Here is an 18,533-nt window from a genome sequence, read left to right as displayed (position 1 = left end):
TATTTATTATAAGACGCTGTCTTCACTTTAATCTACGAATTGTATACTCCTTTAGATAGTACATATTTTCTTCATTCTGACCAAATTCAAGCTACATGTTATCACTACCTCAATACGAAAGAACTTTTTACAATGAGATACATTATTTTGGTTAGTATGTATCGTAAAACTCACCTTTATAACGATTCTTTACACATTGCAAGAATACAAATCCTTATAAAATAGTTTAAGCATTTCACTGCATATTTTTTGTATGTACCTATTTTATAAAGAACCACATAACAACTCGCATTCTATAAAGGTCTGATATCATTCCTTATCAGCACTTCATTCGACATTTTTTGTCGAAATTTGTATATTAACTCCCTATATTATTAAAATATACATTTGTTTTACGTTACAAGACATCAATATGAACACTTTTTCTATAAGGGTATACGTAGTAAAGGAGGCATCACATAAAGCACATTGATCTATGACAAATAATCTCTTCATAAAGCATTGTTATGCAATAGAAGGATTCATAAAGGAGGCACAATGAAAAAACTTTTCAATATATGTTTAATTGTATTCGTACTATTTTCGCAACTTGCTAGTTTTCCAGACAATCAAGTAAAAGCAGAAACCTTAGCAGGGAATTCATTATTTGACACTGTTGAAATGAAAGATGCAACAAATCATATTATTGACGAAGCATTAAATCCTAAAAACTTAATAAAAGTAGGATCAACCATTCACCTAGAATATGCTTGGTCAATAAAAGATCAACAAACAGACTCAGCAGTGCTCCAAATACCTAACGCATTAAAAGTAAAAAGTGACCAACAGGGAAATCTGATGACAGAGCAACAAATTATTGGTCAATATTTTGTTAAAGCAAACGATAACAAAATGAAACTAGTATTTAACGACCAAGTAAAAGATTCCAAAGGTGCTAACGGAAAAATCAGTATTGATGCAGTATTCAATCCAGATTTAAAATCTGGTGCAAAATCTGTTCAACTCTCTTTCCCTTTAGGTGCAACAGCTAAGCCTATTTCAGTTCCTGTTCAAGTAGATAACCCGGCTTCACCTACTACGGATAAGGATACTGCTCAACAACCTGCAGAAGAGCAAAAAGATGGTGATGCTCAACAACCTGCAAAAGAGCAAAAGAATGGCGATACTCAACAACCTGCGGAAGAGCAAAAGAACGGTGATGCTCAGCAACCTACGGGAGAGCAAAAGAACGACGATGCTCAGCAACCTACGGAAGAGCAAAAAAACGGTGATGCTCAACAACCTACGGAAGAGCAAAAAAACGGTGATGCTCAGCAACCTACGGAAGAGCAAAAGAACGGCAATGCTCAACAACCTACGGAAGAGCAAAAAAATGGTGATAACACAACAGAACAGCCTGTTGATAATCCAGACCCATCACCTAAGCAAATTACAGAAAATATTTTAACAGGTGTCACACTAACGGACAAAGACGGTAAGCCATTCAATGATACGGATAATCGTCCAAGTCCAGATTCTATTACTAAAATTGATTTTACATGGGAAATTTTAGAGTCCCTAAACGTCAAAAAAGGTGATTACTACACTTTCCAACTCCCAGAATACTTTATTGTCCACAATACCATTACAGAAGATTTAATAGATGGTGAAGGACATACGATTGGATCATTCGTTGTTACGCCTGATGGCAAAGTAACGATGACTTTTAACGAATATGTTGAAGATCATCCTAATATAGCTGGAGATTTAAATATTCGTACGGAGTTTAATGAAGTAAAAATTACAGGGACTACCGAAAAACAAATTCCATTCCCTATTAAAGAAAAAGACGTTATTATTGAGCTTGATTTCAAGCCTAAAGTAACAAAATCTATAGATAAAAAAGGTGTACCTGATAGACCAATTAATACGAATCAAATTAATTGGAAAGTAGAAATGAACAAGACAAAAGATAAGCTTACAAATGCCGTCTTTGAAGATGACATTCCAAATGGGGCTAGTCTCAACGAAGATTCTATTAAGGTCTACTATTTGGAAGTAGATATTAACGGGAAAACAACTCGTGGTGCAGAAGTTCCTAAAGAAGAATATGAACTTACTTCATCCTCTAATAAATTAAATATCGCTTTCAAAAAAGAAACGAATAAAGCATATGAAATTGAATATGCAACAAAGATTACAGATGAAAGTGTTACTAGTTTCAAAAACAACGCAAAAGTATCCAGTGATAATCAAGGTAGTGTAGCTGCGAATGCCACTGTAACTGTTTCACGCGGTACACATCTTGAGAAAACTAGTAAGTACAATCCAAAAACACAAACAATCGAATGGACAATCACTTATAACGGTGATCAGAGAGATATTAAAAAAGCTGATGCGCTTTTAAAAGATGTTTTGGATAAATCTCATAAAGTTGATAAAAATTCTATCGTGGTAAAAAATGCTTCTTATGATGATGCAGGAAAACTTGTTACAGGTGACAACGCCACAAACTTTACTGTAAAAGAAACTGATGAGGGATTTGATTTACAGTTTAATGAAGATATTAATAGTGCCTATGTGATTACTTATACATCGAAAGCTACGAATGATGTCATAAAAGATGGCGAAATCGAAAATAAAATTATTGCAGATGGTAAATGGAATCAAACAAACAAAGTTACGTTAAAACAACAAAATATCATAAAGAAACATAATAAAAAAGATACAGATTACAATAAGAAAACAACAACATGGACAATTATTGTAAATGATAACAACTACGTGTTAAACGATGCTGTTATCAAGGATACGTTTGACTATGGTGGCTTAATGTTACAAAAAGATAGTTTCAAAATTACAGACGGCTCGAGAACGCTTGATCCAAATTTTGATTACACACTTGATGTAACAGATAAGGGATTTGAAGTGAAACTAACTGGTGATTATAAGTCTAATATGGATAAAACTTTAACTATCACATACACAACAGACTTTAATTATGAAAATTTATCCAAAGAGAATGATAATAAATCATTCAAAAATACAGCAAATTTATCATGGATAGACATAAATAATAAAAAGAACAACAGTTCATCTGATGATACATTTGATCCTGATTACTACACAAAAGGAAACGGATTTAAATACGGTTCTTACAATGCCCAAACGAAAGAAATTAAATGGGACATAGGGTTTAACTATAATAATAGACCGATTAAGGATCCTTCTATCGTTGATATATTAAGAGATAACCAAAAATTAATACCGGAATCTATTGAAGTTCGACATATGAAATTAACTGGTGGTGCACATGGATTTGAAGTAGGCGATCCTGTTCCTCCTAGCGAATATACGATAGAAAATCCAACAAAAGATAACAACAATACATTAACGGTTCATTTTAAAAACGAAATTAATTCTGCATATTATATTAGCTTTAAAACTTCACTTGCAGGTGAACAAATTAATAAGCGCTACGATAATTATGCCGATTTAAAAGATGGATCGAAAACTGTTACTACTATCCATGGTGCATTTGAGATCAAAAACGGTGGTAGCGGTGTTACGAAAACAGCAAAACAAAATGACAAGTATATTGATTGGAGTGTTTCCATTAATCCGAGTCAATCAACTATTGAAAATGCTGTCGTAACAGACGAACCAACAAACAATCAAATTCTTGATGAAAAGTCCTTCCACCTATACCCAACAACAGTAGCTGTGGATGGCACTTTAACAAAAGACACAACAAATGAATTAAAAGAAGGAACAGACTATAAACTCAAAATAACAACAGACAACGATACAGGAAAACAACAATTTAAAGTTGAATTCCTTCATACCATTGATCAAGCTTATATTTTAGAATACCGCTCACTCATTAATGCAGACCATAATGAACGAGTAAGTAATAAAGCGACGATTACTGGTCATCGCTTAACATTAGAGAAAGTGGAAGATGTTAAGTTTGTTGAAGTTAAAGTATCTTCTGGATCTGGGGGTGGTTCTGCTAATAAAGGACGCGGAAGCCTTCAAATTATAAAGGTTGATGACAAAGATCAAACAGTAAGATTAGCTGGAGCAGAATTTACTTTATATGATCAAACAGGTACAACCGCTATTCGACCAATTACAACAGGTGATGACGGTGTCGCTAAGTTTAACAACTTACGACGTGATAAATATTTAATTAAAGAAACGAAAGCACCTAAAGGTTATGTAATTAGTAACGAATTACGAAAAGGTATACTTGTCGAGCTAGGTTCTGAAGAAATTACAAAATATACTCTTACAAATAAACAGTTTGTTGGGAAAGTAGTACTTACAAAAACTGATGCTACGAGTAGAGAGAGACTTGAACATGCTGTTTTCTCTTTACTGGATCAAAACAAACAGGTTATTCCTGAACATAAAGAATTAATAACAAATGATAAAGGACAAATTACTGTAGATCATTTAAAACCAGGAACTTACTACTTACAAGAAACAAAGGCTCCTGAGCATTATAAATTAGATGATCGACTGATTGAGGTTAAAATCGCGGAAGATCAAACAACAGTAATAAACCGCACTGCAACAAACAGCTTGATTCCAGGTTCGGCCATTTTAACAAAAGTCGATAAAGATGGAAAAACTTTAGCAGGTGCGGAGTTCAGTGTACGGGACCGAAAAAACAAAATAATCCCCGGCTATGGAAAATTAACGACAAATGATCAGGGACAAATCGAAGCAACAAATTTACGTCCTGGAGACTATCAATTTGTTGAAGAAAAGGCTCCTAAAGATTACGACATAGATAAAACACCAATTGAGTTTACAATTGTAAAAAGTCAACAGAAGGCAGTTACTGTTACTGCGACAAATCACCTCATTAAAGGTGGCGTCACTTTAACAAAAACTGATGATATCGATGGTACAGCTCTTGCAGGTGCTATATTTAAAATTGTCGATGCTAACGATGAAAAGAAAGTCATTCGCGAAAATGTAACAACTGGTGCGGGTGGTAAAGTAACTGTTAAAGACTTAGAGCCTGGTACGTATAAATTTATTGAAACAGAAGCTCCTAAGGATTATGTGTTAAATACAAATCCTATCGAGTTTACAATCGATAAAAGCCAACAGTCATTTGCTATTGTTACGGCAACTAACAGTTTAAAAACAGGAGAAGTTGAATTATTAAAAGTTGATGAATTCGGTGATAAAAAACCTCTAAAAGGTGCCGTATTTAAAATTGTTGATGTAAATAATAATGATGTTCGTACTGACCTAACTACAGATGCTGATGGAAAAACAAAAGCTGATAAGCTACGTCCTGGTACGTATAAATTTATTGAAACAGCTGCTCCTGAACATTACGTTTTACGAGCAGAACCTATTGAATTTACAATCGATAGAAGTCAGAAAGAAACTCTACTTGTGAAAGCTGAAAATGCTTTAAAACCAGGAGATGTTGAATTAACGAAAGTTGATGATATCGATGGTACAGCTCTTGAAGGTGCTGTATTTAAAATTGTTGATGCTAATGATGAAAAGAAAGTCATTCGCGAAAATATAAAAACTGGTGCGGATGGTAAAGCTATCGCTACTGGCTTACGCCCTGGCGATTATAAATTTATCGAAATAACAGCACCGAAGTATTACGATAAAAATACAAATCCAATCAAGTTCACAATTACAGAAAGTCAAACAACTTCGGCTACTGTTACTGCTAAAAACAGCTTAACAAAAGGCGGTATTGAATTAACAAAAGTGAATGCTGCAGATGAAAAGGAAACACTTGAAGATGCGGTATTTAAAATTGTTAATAGAGATACAAATGAAGATGTTCGTGCGGAACTTGTTACGAATAGTGAAGGAAAGTTAGTTGTAGACGACTTACGTCCTGGTAACTATAAACTTATCGAAACAAAGGCCCCAACTTATTACGATGTAAATGTAGAACCAATTGAATTTACAATCGAAAAAGGACAACAAAAACTTCTTCCACTTACATTTAAAAATAGTTTAACGAAAGGAAAAGTTAAACTTATTAAAGAAGATGATGTGGAAAGTAGTATCGCTCTTGCTGGAGCAGTGTTCACATTACAAGACGCAACTGGCAAAGAAATTGCGAAAGATTTAAAAACAAATGATTACGGAGTACTAGTTATTCCTGATTTAGCACCAGGAGATTATCAATTTATTGAAACATCAGCTCCTGAACATTATAAATTAGATCAAACACCTATTAAGTTCACAATTAAAAAAGGTAGCAAGGATGATCTTCCAGTCCCTGTCACTGTAACAAATAGTTTACTTACAGGTGGCGTTACTTTAACAAAAGTTGATGACATTGATGGCGTTACTCTTGAAGGCGCAGAATTTATCATTGTTGATGCTCATGATACGAAAAAGGTAGTTCGTAAAGGATTAACTACCGATGAACATGGTAAAGTTTCTGCTTCTGATTTACGTCCAGGTGACTATCAATTTATTGAAGTAAAAGCTCCAAAAGACTATGACTTAAGACAAGATCCTATTCCATTCACTATTGGAAAAAGTCAAAAAGAAAATATTAGCGTTACCGCTACTAACAGCTTAACGAAGGGTGGCGTCATTTTAACCAAAATCGATGACATCGATCGTACAATGCTGAAAGGTGCAATCTTTAAAATTGTTGATATGAATGGTAACGACGTTCGCACAAACCTTGGCACAGATAAAAATGGAAAAATTTCCGTTTCTGATTTACGTCCTGGAGACTATCAGTTCATTGAAACAACGGCTCCTGAGCACTATGTATTAGACGAAACACCGATTCCATTTACAATTGAAAGAAGTCAAACGAAAAAAATTACTGTTACGGGTAAAAACACGTTGAAAAAAGGTAGCGTGGAATTAACAAAGATTGATGATATCGATACAAACACTAAACTTGCTAATGCTGTATTTGATTTATTAGATGCAGACGGACAGCTAGTTGAAAAAGGTTTAAAAACAAATAATGAAGGGAAAATTGTTGTTGAAAACCTACGTCCTGGCACGTATCAATTCGTTGAGACAATCGCTCCTGAACATTACGATTTAAATAAAAAACCGATCAAATTTACAATTAAGAAAAGCCAAACTGAAACGCTTCATGTTACGGCTAAAAACGCTCTAACAAAAGGTGGCGTTGAACTTTCTAAAGTAGATGACATCGATGATACTAAACTTGAAGGTGCTGTATTTAACATTGTTGATATGAACGGTACTGTAATTCATAAAGATCTTGTTACAAATAATAAAGGAAAAATCGAAATCGATGACCTACGTCCGGGTGATTATCAATTCATCGAAGCGAAAGCACCTAAGCATTACGTTTTAGATGAAACGCCAATCCATTTCACTATTGAAAAAGGACAGAAGAAAGCTATTTCTTTAACTGCTAAAAATAGCTTACAACAAGGTAGTATTGAACTACTTAAAGTAGATGATCTAAACGATCAAATGAAACTTTCTGATGCGGTATTTAATTTACTAGACCAAAACGGAAAAGTGCTTAAAACAGATTTAAAAACAAATAATGAAGGAAAGATCGTTGTTGAAAATTTACGTCCTGGTACGTATCAATTTGTCGAAACAACCGCTCCGAAACATTATGATTTAGACAAAAAGCCAATTGTAGTTACAGTTGAAAAAAGCCAAAAAGATATTGCTACTGTTACTATGAAAAATAGTTTAACAAAAGGCGGAGTTAAACTTTCTAAAGTAGATGACGTCGATGGTACTACTCTTGAAGGCGCAGTATTTAACATTGTTGATATGAATGGTACGGTAATTCATAAAGACCTTGTTACAAATAGTAAAGGAAAAATTGAAATTAACGACCTACGTCCAGGTGATTATCAATTCATCGAGACAAAGGCTCCAAAACATTACGATTTAAATAAAGAACCAATTCCTTTCACTATCGAAAAAGGACAAGCTGAACCGATTTCTGTTACTGCTAAAAATAGTTTAACAAAAGGTGCTGTAGAACTTTCTAAAATGGATGATATCGACGGTACAGCTCTTGAAGGTGCGGTATTTAAAATTGTTGATATGAACGGCAATGCCGTTCGCACTGGCATTACGACAGATGCGAAAGGAAAAGTTTCTATTCCTGATTTACATCCGGGAGACTATCAATTTATTGAAACAACAGCTCCTAAGCACTATAAACTAGATGCTACACCGATTAAATTTACAATTGAGAAAAGCCAAGCAGAGAAGTTACAAATCACTGCTAAGAACAGCTTAATTGAAGGTGCTGTAGAGTTAATTAAAGTGGATGATATAAATCCAGATACAAAACTTTCCGATGCAGTATTTAACATCATTGATGCGAAAGGGAAAATTGTTCGCACGAATTTAACTACTGATAAAGACGGGAAAGTTTCTGCTTCTAATTTAAGACCAGGAGATTATCAATTCGTGGAAACGAAAGCTCCGAAACATTATGATTTAAATCAAACACCGATTCCTTTCACTATCGAGAAAAGCCAAACAACTCACGTTTCTGTTACTGCTAAAAATGGCTTAACTAAGGGTGGCGTTGAATTAACGAAAGTTGACTCTTTAGATGTGAAAGAAACACTAGAAGGTGCGGTATTTAAAATTACTGATATGAACGGTAATGATATTCGTACGAATTTAGTTACCAATAAAGACGGAAAAATCATCGCTAAAGACTTACAACCTGGAGACTATCAATTTATTGAAACGAAAGCTCCTGAAGGCTATCAATTAGATGCATCACCAATAAGCTTTACAATTGAAAAAGCCCAAGCTGCACCACTACAAATTACAGTTTCAAATAAAAAGATTGAATCTTCATCAGGTGGAGATAATGAATCAATTACTCCTCCGAATAAAGAAGAGAAACCAGGTAAGGAAACTTCCGAAGAACTAGAAAAAGGAAATCCTGAAACACCTGGTACAGAAACTTCTGAAGAACTAGAAAAGGGAAACCCTGAAGCACACGGTAAAGGAACTTCCGAAGAACTAGAAAAAGGTAACTCTGAAACACAAATAAACAAACAGCAAGATGACCAAAATAAGCGGAAAGAACTTCCAAATACAGGTCACAAAAAAGATTCTACTCAAACAGTAGGTATCTTACTTCTACTAGCTGGTTTGTTAAGTATTTTAGCTACAAAACGCAAAAAATATTATTAATAGTTTTTCACACCCAATCAAGTGAACATTTGATTGGGTGTTTTTTTATACAAAAAAGGACGATACATAGAGTATCGTCCTTTTAACGGGGTGAGGCTGTCCAAAAGTACGGAAAACCTTTGAACAGCCTCGTATTTTCATATGGATGCCTTACATATATCACTGATGATAATTATGAAATGCGGAAACATATTTATCATCACATGATTCAAACACGAGAAAAGAAACCCTACAGTGGATTCTTTTCTCTACATAATCTAAAGTTTGGGTACACTAGATTCATGCAATGTAGGAGCTTTCCAAATAGAAAGCGAACCTTCGTTTAAAATGATAGCATACATATCTCCATCAAAAATATGCAAATATGCATATAGCGTTTTTTATTTCTCAATGTCAGAATATTGAAAAATAATAAAGATAAGGGTAAAATGAAGTCGTTATCCGTCTTCTTTTGTCAGTCAGAGAGAATAGAAGAATAGGAGAGGAAAAAATGAAAAAATCTTTGAAACAAAAAATAGTAAGCTCTTTGCTTGCTGTATCACTCGCTGTTAGCTTAGCTCCGATTGGACAAGCCAAAGCTGATTCCACTTCAGAAATCACACAGACTTCATCTATTACAAAACAAGTTGATGCAAGCCGCGCTATCGAACACATCCGTTTCTTATCCGAAACAATTGGTCCTCGACCTGGCGGGACAAAATCAGAAGAATGGGCTTCTCGCTACGTCGGTATGCAGCTTAAATCAATGGGCTACGAAGTAGAATATCAACCATTCCAAGTGCCGGATCAATACGTTGGATTTATTGAATCACCATTATCCACAAAGCGTAATTGGCAAGCTGGTGCTGCCCCTAACGCACTAATTTCTACAGAATCTGTTACGGCTCCTCTTATCTTTGTTCAAGGTGGGACAAAATTAGAGGATATCCCAAATGAAGTAAATGGAAAAATTGTTCTATTCGAAAGAGGAACAACAGTAGCTGACTATAATAAACAAGTTGAAAATGCCGTTAGCAAAGGAGCAAAAGGTGTTCTTTTATACAGTTTAATTGGTGGACGTGGAAACTACGGACAAACTTTCAATCCCCGCCTAACGAAAAAGCAATCTATCCCTGTCTTCGGTCTTGCTTATGCGCAAGGAAATGCATTTAAAGAAGAAATCGCTAAAAAAGGAACAACAATTCTTTCCCTAAAAGCGAGACATGAATCTAATTTAACATCATTAAACGTCATCGCTAAAAAGAAACCAAAAAACAGTACAGGTAATGAAAAAGCTGTCGTTGTAAGTTCACACTACGATAGTGTCGTTGGAGCACCTGGAGCAAATGATAATGCTTCTGGTACAGGATTAGTATTAGAATTAGCTCGTGCTTTTCAAAATGTAGAAACTGATAAAGAAATTCGTTTTATTGCTTTCGGTTCTGAAGAGACTGGCTTACTTGGCTCCGATTATTACGTTAATAGTTTATCCCAAAAAGAACGCGATCGAATTTTAGGTGTCTTTAACGCAGACATGGTCGCAACAAATTACGATAAAGCAAAGAATTTATATGCTATGACGCCTAACGGTTCTCCAAACCTTGTAACAGATGCAGCCTTGCAAGCAGGTAAACAGTTAAATAATGACCTTGTACTGCAAGGAAAATTCGGCTCTAGTGATCACGTACCATTTGCTGAAGTTGGGATTCCTGCCGCTCTATTTATTTGGATGGGTGTCGATAGTTGGAATCCATTAATCTATCATATCGAAAAGGTATATCACACACCTCAAGATAACGTATTTGAGAACATTTCACCTGAACGTATGAAAATGGCATTAGAGGTTATTGGAACAGGAGTTTATAATACACTTCAAAAACCTGTCGCTCAAACTGAACAAAAAGCTGCTTAGTCATTTAAAAGACCACCGATTTTTATCAGTGGTCTTTTATTGAGAAAAAATATATATGCATAAAAGCATATTTTCTCCTACTCATTATCGTATACAATATTAACTGTAACAAAAATGATTACAACAATTAAGGAGGCTTTTCTACTATGAAAAAAATAATTTTAGCCGGTGCATTAACTTTAGCAGGAATTACTGGTGCTACCGCGTTTATTCCTGAAACAAAGGCCGCTGCCGCTACTCAAGAACAAAGCTTTACAAAATTTTATTCTTTGCAAACTGGAAGTAGTTCTGAACAAGAACCTGTTTTCCTTCAAAAGGGACAAGAGTTAACAATTCAACCTAACAGCAAAACCCCTAGTTACAGTGTTTATGACTCAAATCATAACCTTATTGGACGTTATTCTGATGGCTACGGCCGAATTTTCACTGCAAAAACAGATGGGAATATGTACGTTCAATTTCATGCACCTTATGTTTACTATAGTCCTGTTAGCTTTTCGGTTACGTATACAATCCGATAAAATAAAGGGCCCTTCCCAAGGGCCTTTATTTTGTTTCCCAATTCACTTTTACAAAACCATCTTTCACCATTAAACCACTTATACTAAATACATACTTTTCATTCGCTTTCAATGTAGCTTTAAAAGTACCTTTTTTTGATTCACAGATTTCTTTTAACTCCCTTATACCTTCTCCTTTCCTTTCATACAAGCTAAAGCATAAATTCCCACGTTTTGCATCCGTCTCATAAGAAAATGTTACTTCTGTGTCTTTGGCATACTCAAGTTCAATACCTTTCCCAGCAATATCCCATGATGAGAATTTTGCCTCATAGCTTGTCTCTCCTTGTTGCTCACTCTCTAAATATATATCACCAGCTCTCCACATATCATCTAACGTTTGAAGAAAAGCAAAGCCGCTCAGTAATACAAACATCGCACTTGCAAATATGACAACTAATGTTATCTTTTGTTTTTTCACAGCATTCATCGTATGCTCTCCTTCTATTTCCTTGTTACTTCTTCGTATCATATATAACAAAACTCCAATAAAAAAAGGCAATCACAACATCGTGTGATTGCCTTTTACTAAAAGCGAAAATCGACTAGAATACTCGGTGGCTTCGCGCCTTCCCCCTCCTATTCTGAACGAGCCGCTTCCGCTTTTCTTTATGTCTAGCTCTGCCTCCTAGCCCCTTCCGTCTAAGAACCTTCCCCACGAGAAGATAAAATGCATCTTCTGTGGGAAAGAACCTTAGCCTTCGGGACTAAACAGTCGGCTCCGCTTTTCTTAATTACATTTTTTCTGGCGCAGATACTCCTACGATTGCTAATGCGTTTTGAAGTGTAGTGCGTACTGCTTTCATTAACTCGTAGCGAGCTTTACTTAATTCTAAGTTATCTTGGTTTAATACTTTTTCTGCATTGTAGAAGCTGTGTAATGTTGCTGCTAATTCAAATGCATAGTTTGTAATACGGTGTGGTAAACGTTTTTGTGCTGCATCCGCAACTACTGCCGGGAATTCACCAAGTTTTTTCAGTAACTCTACTTCTTTCTCAGAAGTAACAAGTTTGTAGTTCACGTCTCCGCCTGTAGCTAATCCTAATTCTTCACCTTGACGAAGGATACTGCATACGCGAGCGTGAGCGTATTGTGCATAGTATACTGGGTTTTCGTTAGATTTTGATACAGCTAAGTCCATATCGAAGTCTAAATGAGAATCACCGCTACGCATTGCGAAGAAGTAACGCATTGCGTCCACACCTACTTCTTCCATAAGCTCACGAAGTGTAACTGCTTTACCTGTACGCTTACTCATTTTCATTTTTTCACCATTTTGATACAGTTGTACCATTTGGATGATTTCTACTTCAAGTGTTTCTTTATCGTAACCTAGCGCTTGAATAGCAGCTTTCATACGTGGAATGTAACCGTGGTGGTCAGCACCCCAAATGTTGATTAACTTATCGAAACCACGCTCTAATTTATCACGGTGATACGCGATATCTGGCGTTAAGTACGTGTAAGAACCGTCGTTTTTAATTAATACACGGTTTTTATCATCACCGTAAGTCATTGAGCGGAACCAAGTTGCACCGTCTTCTTCAAAAATCTCGTCACGCTCTTTTAATACAGCAAGAGCTTGATCGATTTTTCCGTTTTTGTATAATGATGTTTCTGAGAACCATACATCAAATTTAACACGGAAACTTTCTAAGTCTTTTTGAAGTTTTGCTAACTCATATTTTAAACCGTACTCACGATAGAATTCATAGCTTTCTTTTTCATCAGCTTTCGCATAACGATCGCCAAACTCTTCTGCTAAACGTTTACCAATTGCAATGATGTCCGCACCATGATATCCGTCTTCTGGCATTTCTTTCTCTAAGCCTAAAGCTTGCATGTAACGAGCTTCAACAGAAAGAGCTAAGTTATGGATTTGGTTACCAGCATCATTAATGTAGTACTCACGAGATACATCATATCCTGCTTTTGCTAATAAGTTACATAACGTGTCACCTACTGCTGCACCACGTGCATGTCCTAAGTGAAGGTCACCTGTTGGATTCGCAGATACGAACTCAACTTGTACTTTTTCACCTTTACCAGTATTCGTTTCACCGTAAGCTTCACCAGCATTAACGATCGTTGGGATTAAGTCTGTTAAGTAGCTATTATCCATGTAGAAGTTAATGAAACCAGGACCTGCGATTTCAATCTTTTCAATAGAAGCTTTTGCTTTATCGAAGTTTGCAACTAATTCTTCTGCAATCATACGAGGTGCTTTTTTCGCAACACGTGCAAGTTGCATTGCCATATTTGTAGAGAAGTCACCATTTGTTTTATCTTTTGGAGATTCTAATACTACATTTGGAATCTGTTCTTCTGTCGCTAATTCTGCCTTTAATACAGCAGCTTGAATTTCTTCTTTAATCAATCCTTTTACTTGTTCTAAAGAATTCATTATTTTGCCTCCTTCAAATTAATCGTAATTGTATATCTGCCAGCTTCTTGTTCACTTAGAAGCAATGCGTACGTTAAGAAGAGTTGTCCTTTTTTCTTTTCATCCGACCATTTAAAAAGAACGTTATCAGTCTTTGTTTGCAATGCAAACGTACCAAGTTCACTCGTATACGTACCAGTTGTCCATTCACCTTTCACATGCGTCTGACGCATCGAAACAGCACCTGAACGCATAATGAGAACTTGTTCATCTTGAATTTTAATAATTGTTTTCACTTCGCCTTGTTCGTTCGGCTCTTGGAATGTTACATATGTACCTTGACCTTTTACATAGTATTGACCATTTGCTTCAAAAGCAACGGTTTCCTTCCTCGCCCCTTCACGGATTTCTGTTACGAAATGAACGTGTACCGGCAAGCCTGCAAGTTGTTTCTCCACGTCTTGCACACCTTTCAAATGTTATAGATATTAAATACTACTTATAATAAATCACTTTTCCTATCATATCAAAAAAAACCTCTGTCTGTCTGCTGAAAAATCAGGAAAACTCCATTTCAAAACATAATTCACTTTCACTTTATTTCATATGATAAAATATTTCTTAAATCTAAATATTCTTTCTTTTAAAGAGGTGAATGAAGTGCTACCAACAAAATTGAAAAAAGGTGATGAAATTAGAGTGATTTCACCATCTTGTAGTTTAAGTATTGTCTCAACTGAAAACAGGAAGCTTGCTGTAAAAAGGTTAACCGAAATGGGCTTTCACGTTACATTTTCAACATATGCTGATGAGATAGACAGATTTGCTTCCTCTTCTATTTCTTCACGCGTTCAAGACCTTCACGAAGCATTTAGAGACCCGAATGTAAAAGCCATTTTGACGACACTTGGCGGATACAATTCTAATGGCTTATTAAAACATCTCGATTACGATTTAATTCGAGAAAACCCGAAATTTTTCTGTGGCTATTCGGATATCACTGCACTAAATAATGCAATTTACACTAAAACAGGACTTGTTACATATTCAGGCCCCCATTTCTCTTCATTTGGAATGGAGAAAGGGCTCGAGTATACAACAGATTACTTTTTAAAATGCGTAACTTCTAATGAGCCGATTGAAGTCCTACCATCTGAAACATGGAGTGATGATTCTTGGTACATTGATCAGGAAAATCGAGAGTTTATTAAGAATGAAGGATACGTTTCGATTCACGAAGGAGAAGCTACGGGAGATATTATCGGTGGTAATATGAGCACATTGAACTTACTGCAAGGTACACCATATATGCCAGACTTAAAGGATAAAATTTTATTTCTTGAAGAGGATAGTTTAACTGGAAGAGCTACTCTTAAAACTTTTGATCGATATTTACATTCTCTTATGCAGCAGCAAGATTTTGAACATATAAAAGGCATCGTTATAGGAAAGATGCAAAAAGGCGCAGAATGCACGATAGAAGACATTCAAGAAATGATTGCTTCAAAGCCTGAACTTGCACATATCCCTATCATTGCAAATGCAAGTTTCGGTCATACAACCCCGATTTTCACTTTCCCAATTGGCGGACGTGCAACAATCATTTCTAGCAAAGAAAAGACATCTATCACTATTTTAACGCACTAAAAAGGGAGCGAATGAGTCGCTCCTTTTATCGTTTTTCTATTTTTTCCAACGCTTTTTGTGGAATTGATTCTTTCGGGATTTCAGCCCACCCTTTTCCTTGCATACCTTTTGCATAAATTTTTATAAATGCCCCCGTATGCAATTCACGGTTCATCATTCTTTTAATAACCTGTAACTTTCCGTCTTCTGTATACCCTTTAAAAGTATACAAGTATTCTCCGTCTTTTTTCTCACCTTTATCTATAACCGCATAATAATCTTGTATTTCTTTATTTGAAAAGAAGTTGTCTACAAAAGCATGTACACCTTCTGTTTTTGTGTTCAAATAATACGCTGTTCCACCTAGAATGATGGCGAATACAACTAAAACTTTAATTACCAATTTCATACATGCGCCTCCTGTTTGCACTTCTTTTTCCCTAGTCATATATCTATACTTGTATTATACGAAAAATGGCATACTATACTCTATCTAAAAGTCTTACACTTTCCTTACATTATTGTAAGGCATTTTCACCTTATAGCAATTTCCCAAGAAAAAATTTTTCCGTTTCATACACTTTTATATTATTATTGAATGATACAAATTTTTATTACAAAAATCAAAGGAGACAGTTTTCAAATGGCTATCTTGCAAGGTTTAGCACTATTACTTGTTGTACTTTGTCTATTTACACTTTTTAGTTACCGTGCTCCTTACGGCATGAAAGCAATGGGTGCTTTAGCTAATGCAGCAATCGCAAGTTTTCTTATTGAAGCATTTCATCGTTATATAGGTGGAGAAATGTTTCATAATGACTTTTTACAATCAGTAGGAGAAGCTTCCGGTAGTATGAGCGGTGTCGCAGCAGCGATTTTAGTCGCATTAGCAATCGGTGTTTCCCCCGTATATGCTGTTTTAATCGGTATCGCTACTAGTGGATTTGGTATTTTACCAGGATTTTTCGCTGGATACGTTTGTGCCTTCGTCGTAAAATTTCTCGAAAAGAAATTACCGGCTGGTGTAGAGTTTTTAGCAATTTTATTTATCGCTGCACCAATCTCACGCGGAATGGCAATGCTTATGGATCCGCTCGTTAACGCAACACTTGGTAAAATTGGTTCTATGATTTCAGTTGCAACTACAGAAAGCCCTATTATCATGGGTATTATGCTTGGTGGATTAATAACAGTTATTTCTACCTCTCCACTGAGTTCTATGGCACTCACTGCAATGCTTGGATTAACAGGTTTACCAATGGCAATTGGTAGTCTTGCCGTAGCAGCCTCAGCCCCAATGAACTTTATTTTCTTTAAACGACTAAAGATTTGTTCAAAGAAAGACACAATTGCTGTAGCAATCGAGCCTTTAACACAAGCCGATGTTGTTTCAGCAAATCCAATTCCAATTTATGCGACAAACTTCGTTGGCGGTGCACTTGCTGGTATTATTACATCTCTGTTCCAGCTCGTTAATAATGCACCAGGAACAGCATCACCAATCCCAGGACTTCTTGTTTTATTCGGATTTAATGACGTTGTAAAAGTAACAATTGCTGCTATATTATGTGGAATCGTTACCACGATTGTTGGATACATCGGATCAATTGTGTTCCGTAAATATCCAATTCGCTCTGCTGATGACATTCGCGGCATTACTTCGGAAGAGAAGGTTGCATAAGAAAAAGAGCTATTCCCGTTGTTTGGGAATAGCTCTTTTTTGTGTGTTGCGTGATAGTAAATACAATTATATCAGCGGTTTTTCAATTATATCGGCGCAACTCGAATTATATCGGCGATTTTTTAAATATATCAGCGTAACTCGAATTATATCAGCGGTTTTTTAAATATATCGACTTACCGACACATAACGACAAAATAAGAGCCCCCTAATCATAGGAGACTCTTATTTTATCTAGCTGCAGCGGCTAGAATAATCGGTGGCTTCGCTTCTTCCTTCGAGGCAAAAAACGCCTCTATGTCTGCAGCTCCATCCCCCTCACATTCTGGGCGAGCCGATTCCGCTTTTACTTTACCCAACCGAGCAGCATTTCCCGCACGAATTTGCTTGCTGCGACTGGTGTTTGATCACTATGGTCGTAGACAGGAGCTACTTCTACTAAGTCTGCTCCAACTACATTTATATTTGAATTTGCAATTGCTACGATGGAATCTAATAATTCTTTAGATGTGATACCACCAGCTTCTAACGTTCCTGTTCCTGGAGCGTGAGCTGGGTCTAATACATCAATGTCGATTGTGACATAGACTGGGCGTCCTGCAAGTTTCGGTAATACTTCTTTTAACGGTTCTAATACGTCAAATTTATATAAGTTCATACCTACTTCTTTCGCCCATTCAAATTCTTCCTTCATTCCAGAACGAATTCCGAAAGAATATACGTTTTCCGGACCAATTAAATCACACACTTTACGAATTGGTGTAGAGTGGGATAAAGGCTCCCCTTCATACGATTCACGTAAATCAGTATGAGCATCCATATGGATGATTGCTAAATCCGGATATTTTTTTGCCATTGCCTTAAAAATTGGCCAAGACACTAAGTGCTCACCGCCGAGACCTAGTGGAAACTTATCGGCATCTAAAAGTTTTGATACATATTCTTCAATCATGTCTAAGCTGCGCTGTGCGTTTCCGAATGGTAATGGGATATCACCCGCATCAAAATATTTTACCTCTTCTAGTTCACGATCTAAATACGGACTATATTCTTCAAGACCGATTGATACTTCACGAATACGTGCAGGGCCAAAACGAGATCCCGGACGGTAACTTACTGTCCAATCCATAGGCATCCCATAAATAACTACCTTCGACTCTTCAAAACTTGGATGACTTTTAATAAATACTTTACCTGAATAAGCTTCATCAAAACGCATATTCTTTTCCTCC

General features: G+C 36.0%; 10 protein-coding genes. 5 read left to right on the top strand and 5 right to left on the bottom strand.

The window, feature by feature from the left end; genetic code table 11:
• Window positions 1-537 precede the first annotated feature (537 nt).
• From PDQ40_RS15040 to PDQ40_RS15030, 3 genes are all read left to right on the top strand, one after another.
• The gene (locus PDQ40_RS15040; RefSeq protein WP_270691479.1) at window positions 538-9,159 is read left to right on the top strand and encodes a SpaA isopeptide-forming pilin-related protein; all 8,622 of its coding nucleotides are present in this window, start codon (window positions 538-540) and stop codon (window positions 9,157-9,159) included.
• A 490-nt stretch (window positions 9,160-9,649) separates the two neighbouring features.
• Window positions 9,650-11,050 carry a M28 family metallopeptidase gene (locus PDQ40_RS15035; protein WP_000749145.1) on the top strand — a complete coding sequence of 467 codons (1,401 nt, stop codon included), beginning with the start codon at window positions 9,650-9,652 and terminating at the stop codon, window positions 11,048-11,050.
• 146 nt (window positions 11,051-11,196) lie between these two features.
• Window positions 11,197-11,571 carry a hypothetical protein gene (locus PDQ40_RS15030; RefSeq protein WP_000720474.1) on the top strand — a complete coding sequence of 125 codons (375 nt, stop codon included), beginning with the start codon at window positions 11,197-11,199 and terminating at the stop codon, window positions 11,569-11,571.
• A gap of 25 nt (window positions 11,572-11,596) precedes the next feature.
• Here PDQ40_RS15030 and PDQ40_RS15025 read toward each other — a convergent pair whose 3' ends face one another.
• The 3 genes from PDQ40_RS15025 to PDQ40_RS15015 form a co-directional block, all read right to left on the bottom strand.
• Entirely contained in the window at window positions 11,597-12,112 is a 516-nt protein-coding gene (locus tag PDQ40_RS15025; RefSeq protein WP_101218618.1) for an anti-sigma factor, read from the bottom strand.
• 232 nt (window positions 12,113-12,344) lie between these two features.
• Window positions 12,345-14,015: an arginine--tRNA ligase gene (argS, locus tag PDQ40_RS15020; RefSeq protein WP_001086449.1), complete on the bottom strand. Its 1,671-nt coding sequence runs from the start codon at window positions 14,013-14,015 to the stop codon at window positions 12,345-12,347.
• On the bottom strand, window positions 14,015-14,452 hold the full coding sequence (locus PDQ40_RS15015) for a DUF1934 domain-containing protein (RefSeq protein ID WP_000414867.1): 438 nt from the start codon (window positions 14,450-14,452) through the stop codon (window positions 14,015-14,017). Before PDQ40_RS15015 ends, argS begins: the two co-directional genes overlap by 1 nt.
• 202 nt (window positions 14,453-14,654) lie before the next feature.
• On the opposite strand from PDQ40_RS15015, the gene PDQ40_RS15010 reads away from it, so the two are divergent.
• A complete protein-coding gene (locus PDQ40_RS15010) occupies window positions 14,655-15,641 on the top strand; it encodes a S66 family peptidase (RefSeq protein ID WP_270691478.1) in 987 nt (328 codons plus the stop codon).
• Between the two features lie 25 nt (window positions 15,642-15,666).
• Here PDQ40_RS15010 and PDQ40_RS15005 read toward each other — a convergent pair whose 3' ends face one another.
• The gene (locus PDQ40_RS15005) at window positions 15,667-16,029 is read right to left on the bottom strand and encodes a YxeA family protein (protein ID WP_000779936.1); all 363 of its coding nucleotides are present in this window, start codon (window positions 16,027-16,029) and stop codon (window positions 15,667-15,669) included.
• Between the two features lie 234 nt (window positions 16,030-16,263).
• Here PDQ40_RS15005 and PDQ40_RS15000 point away from each other — a divergent pair, with 234 nt between their 5' ends.
• Complete coding sequence (locus tag PDQ40_RS15000; protein ID WP_000996317.1) at window positions 16,264-17,301, top strand: PTS sugar transporter subunit IIC; 1,038 nt, start codon at window positions 16,264-16,266, stop codon at window positions 17,299-17,301.
• A gap of 346 nt (window positions 17,302-17,647) precedes the next feature.
• Here PDQ40_RS15000 and speB read toward each other — a convergent pair whose 3' ends face one another.
• Window positions 17,648-18,520 (bottom strand): agmatinase, encoded by an 873-nt coding sequence (gene speB / locus PDQ40_RS14995; RefSeq protein WP_001209831.1) that lies wholly within the window; start codon window positions 18,518-18,520, stop codon window positions 17,648-17,650.
• Between the last annotated feature and the right edge of the window lie 13 nt (window positions 18,521-18,533).

This window comes from Bacillus cereus group sp. Bc061 (genome assembly GCF_027715825.1).
In the GTDB taxonomy this organism is placed as follows: Bacteria; Bacillota; Bacilli; order Bacillales; family Bacillaceae_G; genus Bacillus_A; species Bacillus_A paranthracis.
This window is presented reverse-complemented; position numbering and strand designations above follow the sequence as displayed.

What these genes read in the sequence shown, in the direction of transcription:
- PDQ40_RS15040 (WP_270691479.1), top strand. Translation starts at nt 538, where the DNA reads ATGAAAAAACTTTTCAATATATGTTTAATTGTATTCGTACTATTTTCG.
- PDQ40_RS15035 (WP_000749145.1), top strand. Translation starts at nt 9,650, where the DNA reads ATGAAAAAATCTTTGAAACAAAAAATAGTAAGCTCTTTGCTTGCTGTA.
- PDQ40_RS15030 (WP_000720474.1), top strand. Translation starts at nt 11,197, where the DNA reads ATGAAAAAAATAATTTTAGCCGGTGCATTAACTTTAGCAGGAATTACT.
- argS (WP_001086449.1), bottom strand. Translation starts at nt 14,015, where the DNA reads ATGAATTCTTTAGAACAAGTAAAAGGATTGATTAAAGAAGAAATTCAA.
- PDQ40_RS15005 (WP_000779936.1), bottom strand. Translation starts at nt 16,029, where the DNA reads ATGAAATTGGTAATTAAAGTTTTAGTTGTATTCGCCATCATTCTAGGT.
- PDQ40_RS15000 (WP_000996317.1), top strand. Translation starts at nt 16,264, where the DNA reads ATGGCTATCTTGCAAGGTTTAGCACTATTACTTGTTGTACTTTGTCTA.
- speB (WP_001209831.1), bottom strand. Translation starts at nt 18,520, where the DNA reads ATGCGTTTTGATGAAGCTTATTCAGGTAAAGTATTTATTAAAAGTCAT.